Origin of the sequence: Chitinimonas sp. (assembly GCF_041904975.1) — a bacterium.
Taxonomy (GTDB): Bacteria; Pseudomonadota; Gammaproteobacteria; order Burkholderiales; family Chitinimonadaceae; genus Chitinimonas.
This window is the reverse complement of the sequence record NZ_JAYRLZ010000002.1, coordinates 1-14,377: the sequence shown is the minus strand read 5'-3', so window position 1 is coordinate 14,377 and position 14,377 is coordinate 1. Positions and strand designations below refer to the sequence as shown.

At 60.8% G+C, this 14,377-nt stretch carries 10 protein-coding genes; 8 read left to right on the top strand and 2 right to left on the bottom strand.

The annotated features are described in order from the left end of the window. Positions 1–247: 247 nt before the first annotated feature. Positions 248–1,210 (bottom strand): agmatinase, encoded by a 963-nt coding sequence (gene speB, locus ACE3OH_RS00270; RefSeq protein ID WP_374347001.1) that lies wholly within the window; start codon positions 1,208–1,210, stop codon positions 248–250. 300 nt (positions 1,211–1,510) lie between these two features. Here speB and ACE3OH_RS00265 point away from each other — a divergent pair, with 300 nt between their 5' ends. The 7 genes from ACE3OH_RS00265 to ACE3OH_RS00235 all read left to right on the top strand — a co-directional run bounded on the left by ACE3OH_RS00265 (position 1,511) and on the right by ACE3OH_RS00235 (position 12,165). Next, positions 1,511–3,427 (top strand): diguanylate cyclase, encoded by a 1,917-nt coding sequence (locus tag ACE3OH_RS00265; RefSeq protein WP_374346999.1) that lies wholly within the window; start codon positions 1,511–1,513, stop codon positions 3,425–3,427. A gap of 263 nt (positions 3,428–3,690) precedes the next feature. After that, positions 3,691–5,331, top strand: a complete 1,641-nt coding sequence (locus ACE3OH_RS00260) for an electron transfer flavoprotein-ubiquinone oxidoreductase (protein WP_374346997.1) — start codon at positions 3,691–3,693, stop codon at positions 5,329–5,331. 82 nt (positions 5,332–5,413) lie between these two features. After that, positions 5,414–6,427, top strand: a complete 1,014-nt coding sequence (locus ACE3OH_RS00255; RefSeq protein ID WP_374346996.1) for a nucleoid-associated protein — start codon at positions 5,414–5,416, stop codon at positions 6,425–6,427. 241 nt (positions 6,428–6,668) lie between these two features. After that, a complete protein-coding gene (locus ACE3OH_RS00250) occupies positions 6,669–7,613 on the top strand; it encodes a class I SAM-dependent methyltransferase (protein WP_374346994.1) in 945 nt (314 codons plus the stop codon). Between the two features lie 150 nt (positions 7,614–7,763). Next, positions 7,764–10,046, top strand: coding sequence for an NADP-dependent malic enzyme (locus ACE3OH_RS00245; protein ID WP_374346992.1), 2,283 nt, complete (start codon positions 7,764–7,766; stop codon positions 10,044–10,046). A 568-nt stretch (positions 10,047–10,614) separates the two neighbouring features. Next, a complete protein-coding gene (locus ACE3OH_RS00240; RefSeq protein WP_374346990.1) occupies positions 10,615–11,979 on the top strand; it encodes a DEAD/DEAH box helicase in 1,365 nt (454 codons plus the stop codon). Positions 11,980–11,991: 12 nt separating this feature from the next. Then, entirely contained in the window at positions 11,992–12,165 is a 174-nt protein-coding gene (locus tag ACE3OH_RS00235; protein WP_374346986.1) for a hypothetical protein, read from the top strand. Positions 12,166–12,295: 130 nt separating this feature from the next. On the opposite strand, the gene ACE3OH_RS00230 is transcribed toward ACE3OH_RS00235, so the two are convergent. Continuing rightward, positions 12,296–13,219: a LysR family transcriptional regulator gene (locus ACE3OH_RS00230; protein WP_374346984.1), complete on the bottom strand. Its 924-nt coding sequence runs from the start codon at positions 13,217–13,219 to the stop codon at positions 12,296–12,298. Between the two features lie 92 nt (positions 13,220–13,311). On the opposite strand from ACE3OH_RS00230, the gene ACE3OH_RS00225 reads away from it, so the two are divergent. Then, complete coding sequence (locus ACE3OH_RS00225; RefSeq protein ID WP_374346982.1) at positions 13,312–14,322, top strand: zinc-binding alcohol dehydrogenase family protein; 1,011 nt, start codon at positions 13,312–13,314, stop codon at positions 14,320–14,322. The last annotated feature ends 55 nt before the right edge of the window (positions 14,323–14,377 follow it).

Sequence of the window (14,377 nt, the reverse complement as noted above, 5' to 3'; positions counted from 1 at the left end):
AAATGTTGCAGTGCAACAGCGTTTTTGCAACATATAGCCAACACATGAACTCACCATTCAATCCTTATAAAACAAAGCATTAGAAAACCCTCCACAAGCAGCCACCCAACGCACTGCTGTGAATTTCAACTGCTTTGACACAGTTCCGGCGCATGTCGCATTTGGGCGACAGAAACACGCCATTCCCGCACTGAAAATGCAAAAAGGGACAGCAGCGCTGTCCCTTTTGCTACCCCGCTTCTGCAGTTCAGCCTGCAGCCAGTTTCTGATTGCGCAATACGCACAGCAGATCCGCCGCGATATGCGCAGCTGCCAGCGCGGTGATTTCGCTCTGGTCAAACGGTGGCGACACCTCCACCACATCCATGCCGACCAGATTGACCGGTGCCATGCCACGGATGATATGCAAGGCCTGCGCGCTGCTCAGCCCCGCCGGCACCGGCGTGCCGGTGCCGGGTGCAAACGCAGGATCGAGGCAGTCGATGTCGAAGGTCAGGTAAGTCGGATGATCGCCAACTATTTCGATGATCCGCTCCAATGTTGCCTGTGCCCCATTGGCATGTACCCACGGCGCATCGAGCACATTCATGCCCATGAAGTCGTCGTTCCAGGTACGGATGCCGATCTGCACCGAGCGCGCCGGATCAATCAGACCCTCCTTGATCGCCTTGTAGAACATGGTGCCGTGGTTCAGGCTATCCGGGCTGTCATCAGGCCAGGTATCGCAATGGGCATCGAAATGGATCAGGCTCAATGGTTTGCCATACTTTTCGGCATGGGCTTTCAGGAGCGGATAGGTCACATAGTGGTCGCCGCCAAAAGTGAGCATCTTGGCGCCGCTGTCCAAAATGGTGCGTGCATGCTCGACAATGGTCGGGGTGATGGTGAGCGGGTTGTGCGCATCAAACCAGCAGTCGCCGTAATCGATCACCGCCAGATCATCGAATGGATCAAAGCCCCAGGGGAAGGGCTTGAGTTCGGCCAGCTGCACGCTGGCGGCACGTACGGCAGCCGGCCCGAGGCGAGCGCCGGGGCGGAAGGTCACGGCAAGATCAAGCGGAATGCCGCTGATCACCACATCGGCGCCGCTCAGATCGCGTGTGTATTTGCGGCGCATAAAGCTCAGCACGCCGGCATAGGTGTTTTCAATGCTGCTGCCATACAGGCTGTCGCGACGGATCGCACCGTCACCAAGTATCGTCTGGGTCATTGCTTGCGGTCTCCCGGCTGGGCGGGGCTACGCCCGGCCCTTGCGCCCGGCCAGGGCCGGACGACTCCCGTCCATCTTGTGCAGCCGACGGGTAAAGGCTGCCGCCGGAGCTGCACCGGCGACGCGGGTATGATGCCACCCGGCAAGGCGGCGACACGGTAACTGATCTGCTGCGCCGACGCCATAGCCGTATCACCCGCGATAGATAGCCACGATAAGGCGACACGCTGTCAGCTTTCTGCATCATCATCAGCTGATACTCCGGACATGGCGCGCAACACCAGTTAATCTAGCCCCGCCATGACGTTCCCCGCCGATTCCCGCCGGCATAGCGTAAAGACCCGCCTGCTCGCCAGCCTGGTCTGGCTTGCCTTGTGCACGCCAGCCCTTGCCGCCAACCCGGACTGGGAAGCACTCGATCGCGAAACCGAAAGGGATGCTGCTCACGTGAAAAGCGTGGCCCAGCAGTATGTCGACCAGTACCATCGTGCAGGAGATCGCCGCCAGGAGCTGGAAGCCTTGGCCGTGCTGGTGGATGCCAATCTGGCATTGAATGACTATGCGACAGCCTCTGCCCTGGTCGAGCGCGGCTTGCCTCTGGCACATAGCCTCGATGCGCCCAAAGTCCTGCTGTCGCTGACCTGGTCGCATGGCCAGATCAGGCAACAGCGTGGCGACCATATTGCCGCGCTGGCAGACTTTGATGCCGCGCTCAAGCTTGCTCGCGAGCATGGCTTTGAGGAAGAACGTGCTGGTGTATTGATCGAAAAAGCGCGCATCCTGCAGGAACAAAGCCGTTTCAATGATGCCCTGCCGCTATTGTTCGAAGCTCATGGCATATTCGAACGCCTGCACAAGGCCAACGAAGTCAGCAAAACCCTTGGCGCCCTGGCCGATGCCTACGCACGCCTTGGTGACGAGACCCAGGCAGTCGACTATTACCGCCGCGCCATCGACGGCCTGACCAAGGCCAGTGATGCCATGTCGCGCTCCAATCTCAGCTATAACCTGGCCGGCAGCCTGTTCAACCTGAACCAGCTCGATGAAGCCGAGCGCATTCTCACCCGCGAGCTGGCCAATGCCCTGAAGCTGCGCGATGCCGCCATGATCGGCTTTATCCGCTATCGACTCGGCACCATCGCCGAAAAGCGCGGCTGGGAAAAAACCGCCTTGGCCTATTACGATGCCGCCTTGCCGGCATTTGTGAAGTCAGACGACTTTATCCAGCAGTTCAATGTGCAGACGCACCGGGCACAATTGCTCGCCGTGCCCGATGCGGCGGCCGCAATGGCGGCATTCGATGAGGCGCGCCGCCTGCTTCACCTGATCGAAACCCCGTATCGGCGCATGGACCTGCATGATGCCGGATCGAAAATGTACAAGCGCATGGGCCGCTATGCCGACGCCCTCGCCGAGCTTGAACAATGGGTCAGGGCTGATCAAACCAATGACGCCCAATTCAATCGCCAGGCTGCTACCGAAATGCAGGTACGCTTCGATGCGAAGGCAAAGGAAATCGAAAACGCACTGCTGAAGTCGGAACAACGCCGCCAGGCTGCCGAATTGCACGCCAGCCGCAATGGTCACTGGCTGCTATTGATCGGGCTTGCCAGCAGCCTGGCCATGCTCAGCGCAGTCGCCTTCTTGCTGGTGTATCAGGTGCGGCAAAAGCGGCGCTATGCCGACCTTGCCATGCTGGACGAACTGACTGGCGCCCCGAATCGGCGCCATATCATCGCCTATGCACAGCGCCAGCTCGAAGCCTGCCGCTCGGTAGGCAGCGATTTTTCGCTGGCGGTGATCGATCTGGACAATTTCAAAGCGATCAATGATCGCTGTGGCCATGAGGCAGGCGACGCCGCCTTGAAGGCCTTTGCCCAGGCCTCGCAAGGCGAATTGCGCCGCGGCGACCGCCTTGGGCGCCTCGGTGGCGAAGAATGGCTGCTGGTGATGCCGTCGGCCAAGCAAGATGAGCTGCATCGCGTATTCGAGCGACTACGCAGCGAATTCCAGCTGCTGCGCCCCGCATCCATCGCCAGCGACATCGAATTGAGCTTCAGCATGGGCGTAGCACAGGCCCAGGCGGGCGAATCGTTCGAGCGCCTGCTGGCGCGCGCCGACGCTGCCATGTACAGCGCCAAACAGTCCGGACGCGATCAACTGGTGCTGGCGGACGTGCCGCCGATCCCGCCATCGGCATTCGAGCCGGACGGCTAGGCTCTACCTTGACGTGTCGCACACGCACTTCCTGGCCCCGGCACAAGGCCGCACCGCTGAGCGCAATCAAACCAGTCATTGCTGTAGCAGTGCGCAGATACCCGGCTGATTCTCCGACGCATTTTCGGTGGCCTGTGCTGCTTGATACGCTTGCTGCGCTTTGACGCCTGCCCCACCTGTCCTTCATCATTAGGGACTTTACGTATCGGGGCGCAGTCAAGCGCCTGTCACCACAGCGAGGAAGCAGCGTGGAACGCGAATTCATGGAATACGATGTTGTGATCGTCGGCGCCGGCCCAGCCGGACTCTCCGCCGCGATCCGGCTCAAGCAACTGGCGGCAGAAAAAGGCAGCGACGTCAGCGTCTGCGTACTGGAAAAAGGCTCGGAAGTGGGCGCCCATATCCTGTCTGGCGCCGTGATCGACCCGATCGCCATGAATGAGCTGTTCCCGGACTGGAAGGAACGCGGCGCACCGCTCAATGTGCCGGTGACGGAAGATCGCTTCCTGATCCTGGAAGAAGACGAAAGCTATCGCATTCCCAACTTCCTGCTGCCGCCGCTGATGAACAACCACGGCAACTATATCGTCAGTCTGGGCAATGTGTGCCGCTGGTTGGCGCAACAGGCCGAGGCGCTCGGTGTGGAGATTTACCCCGGCTTTGCCGCCGCCGAAGTGCTCTACCATGGCGATGGCTCGGTCAAGGGCGTGGCCACCGGCGATATGGGCATTGCCAAGGACGGCAGCCACAAGCCCGAATACGCACGCGGCATGGAATTGCATGCCAAATACACCCTGATCGCCGAAGGGGTGCGCGGCTCGCTGGCCAAGGAAATCCAGGCCCGCTTTGATCTGCGCCGCCATGCCGATCCGCAGAAATTCGGCATCGGCATCAAGGAATTGTGGAAGGTCGATCCGAAAAAGCATCAGCCAGGCCTCGTCATGCACTCGCAAGGCTGGCCCTTGAACAGCAATGCCGGCGGTGGATCCTTCCTGTATCACCTCGACGACAATCAGGTAGTGGTCGGCTTCGTCGTGCACCTGAACTATGAAAACCCGCATCTGAGCCCCTACGACGAGTTCCAGCGCTTCAAGACTCATCCGGCCATTGCCGGGTTCTTTGAAGGCGGCAAGCGCGTCGCTTATGGCGCTCGCGCCATCAATGAAGGCGGCATCCAGTCGATTCCCAAGCTGGTGTTCCCGGGCGGCGCCTTGATCGGCTGCTCGGCCGGCTTTGTCAATGTGCCGCGCATCAAGGGCAGCCACAACGCCATGAAGAGCGGCATGCTGGCGGCCGAGGCGGCCTTCGACGCCCTGGCCGGTGGTGCCAATACCCATGAAGAGCTGGTGGCCTATGAGCAAAAACTCAGCAATTCCTGGGTGTGGGACGATCTCGACGCGGTGCGCAATGTCAAGCCGGCGCTGAGCAAGTTCGGCATGTGGGGCGGCACGGTCTATGGCGGCTTCGATATGTGGTGCCATTCGCTCGGCATCCGCCTGCCCTGGACCTTCCGCCATGGCACGGCCGACCATGAGGCCCTGCGCCCGGCCGATGAATGCACGCCGATCAGCTACCCCAAGCCCGATGGCAAGATCAGCTTCGACAAGCTCAGCTCGGTATTCATCTCCAACACCAATCACGAAGAAGACCAGCCCAGCCATCTGACCCTCAAGGACAGCAGTGTGCCGGTGGCGGTGAACTGGACGCGCTATGCCGGCCCGGAACAGCGTTTTTGCCCAGCTGGCGTCTATGAATATGTCGGGCTGGAAGAAAGCCAGCCGCGGCTGCAGATCAATGCGCAGAACTGCGTGCATTGCAAAACCTGCGATATCAAGGACCCGACCCAGAATATCAACTGGGTAGTGCCGGAAGGTGGCGGCGGGCCGAACTATCCGAATATGTAGAAACGCTTGCTCCGCTCCCGGCAAGCAACGGCGGCCCTGTGGCCGCCGTTATGTTTTGAATGCCTACTGACTAGCCTGCGCCATGAATCCCGACACCACCATCCAGCTGATCATCCACAAACTGTGCAAGATGCCGCATGGCCCCGCCTCGATCGAGCTGCGCCAGCGCGATATCGCGCCCTCGCCGCTCAGCAATGCGCTGGTCGAGCAATTGGCCGATCTGTATGCCGCACGCAGCAGCAAGGGCTATGGCAAGTTCGAAGAGGATGAGCAGGCGTTCCCCTTGCCGCGCCTTTTGCGCCAGCATGTGGTTGACGGCACACTCGACTTCACCGCCCTTAGCCAGCAGATGATGGAACAGCTGCTAAGCCGGGTGCAGTCCGAAGCCCTGGCCGGAGGCGGCTATGTGCTGTTCGCCCGGCAACGGCACAGCGCAGCATCCGACAGCCTGTTGGTTGCCATCATCGCCGAGGCACAAGGCACTGCCTTGAATGGCGAATTGGAGATGGTGGCCAGCCCCTATCTCGATCTGGCCAATCTGCGCGTCGCTGGCCGCATCGATCTGGCGGCCTGGCAAAGTGATAGCGGCCGCTATATCAGCTTTCTGAAGGGGCGCACCGAAGTCGCCGATTACTTCAAGCTGTTCCTCGGCTGTAACGACGTAGTGGCGGCCTTGAAGGAAACCCAGAAGCTGATCAAGGGCATAGCCCAGTTTGCCGAGCGCGAACAGCTGGCGCCGGATGCCCGTAACGAGCTTTTCGAAAACGCCCATCGCTATCTGGATGACCTCGGGGAGCATGATCTGCCGTGGAGTGTGGATACGGTGGTGAAGGAGCTAAGCCCAGCAGCGCCAGAAGCCCTGCGCTCGGCCTTGCAGGACGAAACGCTGGGTCTGTCGGATGGCTGCATTCCCGATCGCCGCGCCATCCGGCCACTGCTGCGCTTCAAGGCGGCAGGGCCGAACTGGAAACTGGAGTTCAACCGCAGTAGCCTGCGCTCCGGTGATGTGATCTACAACCGTAGCAATGACACCATCGTGCTGTTCAATGTACCGGACGATCTCAAGCGTGCGTTGTCGGCCGATCAACCTGAATAAATAGCGCCGGGTCATACCCGGCACGCCTTGCACGGCCTTGATCTCTCGTTCTTTGCACCCGAGGCTGTCTCGACAGAGCGAATGCCCGGCACTTGCCAGGCGGTGTGCTGATGCTTAACATCCGCCGTTTGCAAGGCCTTATTCGAGCGCTCTCCGATGTAAATCCCGATCACACCGTTACGAAAACCCGTTCACGCCGCCTGCGGCGTGCATCGTTACGCTTTGATCGAATGGATACATCATGGAACTTCGCACATCTGAAGGCGCAACCGCGCCAATTGCTACTCTCGCCCACTCGGAAGAATTCTTCGGCGCCCAGCGCGACTACTGGTGGAACGCCGATTTTCTCGATTTGCTGGCGCAACGCTGGCAACTTTCGCAATACCAAAGCCTGCTCGATATCGGTTGCGGCCAGTGTCACTGGAGCCGGCAATTGGCACCGCGTATGGCACCGCATGCGCAGATCACGGCCTACGACCGCGACCCGAAATGGGCTGCAGGCAGCGAGCCGATACGCGCAGCCTTCGGCCAAATCGGCGCCAGCGTGCGTTTCGCGCATGGCGACGCCCAGCAGCTCCCGTTTGACGACAATGCGTTTGATCTGGTCAGCTGCCAAACCGTATTGATGCACTTGCCCGATCCGCTCGCCGCCTTGCGCGAAATGCGCCGGGTGGTGCGCCCCGGCGGGATGGTGGTGTGCGTGGAGCCGTGCAATCTGGCGCAGACCGCCATCCGCAATGCTTTGAATGCCGACTGGTCGATCGAGGAGCGCTGCGACGCCTTTCGCTATGCCTTGCTATGCGAGCAAGGCAAGCAGGCGGCCGGGGAAGGGACTTTGTCATTGGGCGATCAGCTGGCAAGGCTGATGCAACAGGCCGGCTTTGGCGACATCCGCAGCTGTCTGTCGGACAAGGCCAGCTGCCTGTTGCCGCCCTATCGCGGCGAAGAGGCGCAAGCCAACTTGAACGAAACGCTGGATTGCTGGGGCAAAGCACGCGGCTCGCTATGGGAAAGCCAGGTGCGCGCCTGGGTAAGCGCCCTGCACGACCCCGCTGCAAGCGACTTTATCGAGCGCTATCACCGGCAGCGGGCCGCCCGCCTCCACGGCACGAAGGCCCTGATTGATGCCGGCAACTACTGGGAAAGCGGCGCCGCCTTGACCTTCGTGGTGTGGTCCAGCAAGTAATCCGGACCGCCGTTACCGCAAATAAGCGCAGCCAGGCGCGACGCAATCTTGCTGCATCGCGCCTAGCTGCGGCTTTCCACAGTGCTCTCGGGGGGCGGCCGGCATATAATCGGGCCCGACCGATCAAAAAAGACAATGTTGGAGCCCAAGATGGATGAAGAACTGCGCAAAAGCGCGCTCGAATATCACCAGTTTCCCAAGCCTGGCAAAATCCAGGTAGCCCCGACCAAGCCCCTTTCCAGCCAACGCGATCTCGCCCTCGCTTATTCTCCCGGCGTCGCCGCCGCCTGCGACGCCATCGTTGAAGACCCGCTGAATGCCTACAAATACACCGCCCGTGGCAATCTGGTTGCGGTGATTTCCAATGGCACGGCGGTGCTGGGCCTTGGCAATATCGGCGCCCTGGCCGGCAAGCCGGTGATGGAAGGCAAGGGGGTATTGTTCAAGAAATTCGCCGGTATCGATGTATTCGATATCGAAGTGAACGAGAACGACCCGGACAAGCTGGTCGATATCATCTGCGCGCTGGAGCCGACCTTTGGCGGCATCAATCTGGAAGACATCAAGGCGCCCGAGTGTTTCTACGTCGAGCAAAAATGCCGCGAGCGCATGGGCATTCCGGTTTTCCATGACGACCAGCACGGCACCGCCATCATTACCGCTTCGGCGGTGCTCAACGGCCTGCGCATTGTCGACAAGGACATCGCCAAGGTGCGCCTGGTGGTGTCGGGCGCCGGCGCTGCCGCCATTGCCTGCCTCAACCTCTTGGTGCAGCTCGGCCTCAAGCCCGAAAACATCATTGCTTGCGATTCCAAAGGCGTGGTGCATACCGCCCGCGAAGACTGGGACAAGCTCGATGAGTCGAAAAAGCGCTATGCGGTCGAAACGCCGCACCGGACGCTGAAAGACGCGATGGTCGGCGCCGACATCTTCCTCGGCCTGTCCGGCCCCAAGCTGGTGTCGCCCGAGATGGTGAAGAGCATGGGCCCGCACCCGCTGATTCTGGCGCTGGCCAACCCCGAGCCGGAAATCCTGCCGCCCTTGGCCAAGGAAGCGCGCCCGGACGCCATTATCTGCACCGGCCGCTCCGACTATCCGAACCAGGTCAACAATGTCCTGTGCTTCCCGTTCATCTTCCGTGGTGCGCTCGATGTCGGTGCCACCACCATCAACGATGAAATGAAGCTCGCCTGCGTACGCGCTATTGCCGATCTGGCGATGGCCGAGCAGAACGATGTGGTAGCCGATGCCTATAGCGGCCAGTCGCTGACCTTTGGCCCGGACTACATCATCCCCAAGCCGTTCGACCCGCGCCTGATCGTGAAGATCGCCCCGGCGGTGGCCAAGGCAGCCATGGATTCCGGCGTGGCCACCCGGCCGATTGCTGACCTGGGCGCCTATGTCGAATCGCTGATGCAGTTCGTCTACAAGTCCAACCTGTTCATGAAGCCGGTGTTCTCGGCCGCCAAGCGCGCCAAACAACGGGTGATCTATGCCGAGGGCGAAGATCAGCGTGTGCTGCACGCGGTGCAGGAAGTGGTCGACCAGGACCTGGCCCGCCCTATCCTGATCGGCCGCCCCAATGTCATCGATATGCGCATCGAGAAGCTCGGCCTGCGCATCCGCCCCGGCATCGATTTCGAGCTGGTCAATAACGAGAACGACCCACGCTATCGCGAGTACTGGAGCGAGTATCACCAGATCATGAAGCGCCGTGGCGTCAGCGAGGAATTCGCCAAGCGCGAAGTGCGCCGCAAGACCACCCTGATCGGCGCCCTGGCCATGCGTCGCGGTGAAGCCGACGCGATGATCTGCGGTACCTATGGCCACTACCAGCAGCATCTCGATTTTGTCTGCCAGGTGATCGGCCACAGCGAAGGCAGTACCACCTATGGCGCGATGAATGCCTTGATGTTGCCGCGCGGCAATATCTTCATCACCGACACCTATGTGAACCAGAACCCGACCGCCGAGCAGCTGGCCGAGATCACCCTGATGGCCGCCAATACCGTGCGCAATTTCGGTATCGTCCCCAAGGTGGCCCTGCTATCGCATTCGAGCTTCGGCTCGGTGGATTCGCCAACCTCGATCAAGATGCGCGAAGTGCTGGCCATCTTGCAGCGCACTGCCCCCGAGCTGGAAGTGGACGGGGAAATGCATGGTGATGCCGCCTTGAGTGGCGCAATCCGCGATATGGTGATGCCGGATTCGACACTGAAGGGTGATGCGAATCTTCTGGTCATGCCAACGCTGGACGCCGCTAATATCGCCTTCAACCTGCTCAAGGTCAGCGCTGCCGACGGTGTCACCATCGGTCCGATGCTGCTGGGCGTGGCCAAGCCGGTGCATATCCTCACCCCGACCGCCTCGGTGCGCCGTATCGTCAATATGACGGCACTGGCAGTGGTGGAAGCGGCACAGCGCCAGGGTTGATCTGGCTGGGGCGACGCTTGCAGTGTCGCCCGCTGCTTAAAAGAAAAGCCGCGCGGCCATGCCGTCGCGGCTTTTTTGTCGGAACCCGGCAAGCGCCGGAATGCGACTACGTGTTGGCGGCGGACATCACGCGCCACACGGCCCCGGAGGGCTTAACGTCGGAACAGGTAGACGAGCCAACCCATAATGAACGCTCCTTTCACTTTCGGCATCACGGCGTCTGCCAATCACAGAACCGTTTAGCTGTACGCGGGCGGTTGCAACCCTTGCCTTATTTGAACGACAACCACCGGCCACAGGCATTCAGCCAATCGAATCCTCGCCTGCTCCGGCCCACAGCGCCCGGATGGCGCCGCACTTTTGCTACCTTTTTTCAAGATAACAGATTGATTTTACAGCATTGCTGCAGTGCAAGAAAGTACAAAAGAGCGACATCCTGTTACAATTGCGTCTTCCGGGTGCGCTCCAGTCTTCGCACCCGTTCGCTTTTCAGCGTCAAACCCAGAATATTCCATCTACCGAAGACTGGCGCCCAAGCGGGCAAGGTTGATGTCCTTCGGAGTTCTCCATGTCTTTTGCTGCCCTCGGCCTGGCCGACGATATCGTTCGCGCCGTGACTGAGCTCGGTTATACCGAACCCACCCCGATCCAGACCCAAGCCATTCCCGCCGTATTGACCGGCCGCGACCTGCTCGCCGGCGCCCAGACCGGCACCGGCAAGACCGCAGGCTTTACCCTGCCCATCCTTCATCGGCTGGCCAATCGCGAAACCAAGGGCCCATCCAGCGGCCGTCCGCCGATCCGTGCTCTGATCCTCACCCCTACCCGCGAGCTGGCAGCCCAGGTGGAAGAATCGGTTCGCAACTATGGCAAGTATCTGAAGCTGACCTCGATGACCATGTTTGGCGGCGTCAGCATCAATCCGCAAATCAAGCAGCTGCGTAGCCGTGTCGACATCCTGGTCGCCACGCCGGGCCGGCTGCTCGACCATGTGCAGCAAGGCACGCTCGATCTGTCGCAGATCGAGATCCTGGTGCTGGATGAAGCCGACCGCATGCTGGATATGGGCTTTATCCGCGACATCAAGCGCATCCTCACCCTGCTGCCTTCGAGCCGCCAGAACCTGCTGTTTTCGGCCACCTTCTCCGATGAGATCAAGGCGCTGGCCGATGGCCTGCTCAAGTCCCCTGAGCTGATCGAAGTGGCGCGCCGCAATGCCACCGCCGACACCATTGCCCAGAAGGTGCATCCGGTTGATCGCGACAAAAAACGCCAATTGCTGGCCCACCTGATCCAGGAACACAACTGGTTCCAGGTACTGGTATTCACCCGCACCAAGCATGGTGCCAATCGCCTGGCCGAGCAGTTACTGAAGGATGGCATCAGCGCCATGGCCATTCATGGCAACAAGAGCCAGGGTGCGCGTACCCGTGCGCTTAGCGAATTCAAGGATGGCAGCCTGCAGGTGCTAGTCGCCACCGATATTGCCGCGCGCGGTATCGATATCGACCAGTTGCCGCATGTAGTGAATTACGAGCTGCCCAATGTGCCGGAAGACTATGTGCACCGCATCGGCCGTACCGGCCGTGCTGGCGCCGAAGGCGAGGCGGTATCGCTGGTCTGTGTCGATGAAAAGAAGCTGCTGGCCGATATCGAACGCCTGATCAAGCGCGAGCTGCCCAAGGAGATCGTGCCCGGTTTCGAGCCCGATCCGCATGCCAAGCCCGAACCGATCCAGCAGCGCTCTTCCGGCCCGCGCCAGGGCCAAGGACGTGGCCGGCAAGGTGGCAATAGCGATCGCCGCCAGCCAGCCGGCAGTGGCGAAGGTCGTCAGCAAAAGCCACAGGCACGCCAGCCGGTATCACAAGCCGGCAACCATCAAAGCCGTAGCAGCATCACGGTTGGTCGTCGTCCTACCGGACGCCATCACTAAGCGATAACCACCATGACCTTGAAACGTACTGACCTCGAAAAAATGGCCGAACGCAAATTGGCCCGCGACCTGGTTGGCGAATCTGCCAAGGCCCGCTTTGGCAAAGCCTCCAGCGCCGACGCACCCAAGCCGGCCCCCAAGGGCTTGATGGGCGCCCTGCTCAAGAAACAAGGCGCGCTGAAGTAATCCGTCACAGGGCAGGCTGCCAAGGCAGCTTGCCTGATAGTGAGCTGGCAGGGGACGCCTTGCGGCAGCTCTTGCCCCCGTCAGCCAATCGACACCGATCTCACCGCATCGGCCTGATCCATGGAGGCCACTAGCCGACTGCCCGCGCCAGTGCGGTCAGGGCGGCGCATTGCTGCGTAAGCGCCGCTGCCAGCTGGCGTACTGCCTCATTCAGATGATTGCGGTTGATTACCAGCAGCATCAGCGGCACGCTCTCGCCCTGCAGCTGCGGCAACAGGCGCCGCAGCCTGCCGCTGTGCAGATCTTCAGCCACATCCAGCTCGGATTTGTAGGCAATCCCCTGCCCGTCCAGCAGCCAGCGGTGCACCACCTCGGCATCATCGGCGACGCGGCGGCCCTGGGCGCGAAAAAGTTGCCGCGCATTACTCGGACCGAACGACCAACGATCATTCACCGTATCGCCGAACATAAAGCACAGGCAGTCATGCTGGCTCAGCTCTGTCAGGCTGGTCGGCTCGCCCCGCCGGGCCAGATAGTCGGGCGTCGCACACAGCACGCGGCGGTTGTCGGCAGCCAGCGGCAAAGCGATCAAGGACGAATCATCGGGCCGCCCATAGCGGATCGCCATATCAATCGGTTGCTGGTACAGATCGGCCACCCGGTCACTCACATGCAATTCCAGCCTGAGTTCGGGCTGATCCTGCAAATAGCGCTCCAGCCAGCCCAGCAAATGGTTGCGCCCCAGGTCAGACGGCATGGTCAAGCGCAATGGGCTGCTGAGGCGGCTTCCATCAGTCAGCAGTGCCGCCTCGCCCTGTTCAAGGCTGGCCAGCGCACTGCGGGCATGGGGTAGCAATCGCTCACCCGCATCGCTAAGGCGTAAGCGCCGGGTGGTACGCTCGAACAGCCTCAGCCCCAGGCTGTCTTCCAGCCGCTTGATCGCTGCACTGGCCAGCGCCGGGCTGATATCCAGCCGCCGCGCGGCAATCGAAAAGCTGCCGCCATCGCAGGCGGCGACAAACACTTGCAAATCATCCAGCCGGGTTATTTTCATGGTTTTGCGGAAAGTTATTCAATATTTCGCATATTTTTCTTTGAAACAGATTAAGTCAATATTGCCCTACCGACTTGAACAAAGGACACGACATGAAAGCCATCGCCTATCACCACGCCGGCAGCATTAACCGCGACGACGCCCTGCTGGATCTCGAATTGCCCATGCCGGAGCCCGGCCCGCATGATCTGCGCGTGAAAGTAGCTGCGGTATCGGTCAACCCGGTGGATACCAAGATCCGCAATAGCCGCCAACCGCAGGCGGGCCAGGCTGAAATCCTCGGCTGGGATGCAGTGGGTGTGGTGGATGCACTGGGTAAGTCCGTCACCGGCTTTGCCATCGGTGATCGGGTCTGGTACGCCGGCGCCATCAACCGCCCGGGCAGCAATGCGCAATTCCAGCTGGTCGACGCGCGCATCGCCAGCCATGCACCGCAAGAGCTGGATGATGCACAGGCCGCCGCCCTGCCGCTGACCAGCATTACCGCCTGGGAAATCCTGTTCAGCCGCTTCGGCATCGGCGAAGGGGGTGGCGCCGGTCAAACCCTGTTGATTACCGGGGCTGCGGGCGGTGTCGGCTCCATCCTGATCCAGCTGGCGCGCACCCTGACCCGGCTCACCGTGGTGGCTACCACCTCGCGCCCGGAAAGCAGTGATTGGGTCAAATCGCTCGGCGCCCATCATGTGATCAACCATCACGAGCCGTTCGTGCCACAGCTGCAAGCCGCAGGCATTGCCAATGTGCAGCTGGCCGCATCGCTCACCCATACCGCGCAGCATTTTGACCAGCTGATCGACAGCCTGGCGCCGCAAGGCAAACTGGCGCTGATTGATGACTTTGCCACGCTCGACATCATGAAGATGAAGGCCAAAAGCCTGTCGCTGCACTGGGAGCTGATGTTCACCCGCAGCCTGTTCCAGACCAGCGATATGGCCGAGCAAGGCCGGCTGCTGGCGCGGGTGGCGGAGCTGGCCGACGCCAGCAAATTGCGCAGCACCGTGAATGCCAATTTCGGCACCATCAATGCCGCCAATTTGCGCCGCGCCCATGCCTTGCTGGAAAGCGGCCAGTCGCGCGGCAAGATCGTACTGAGCGGCTTTTAGGCAGGGCCGCCCTTTCGGGCAATTGCAGCGTTGAAAATGGCCCGTGATGCATCAC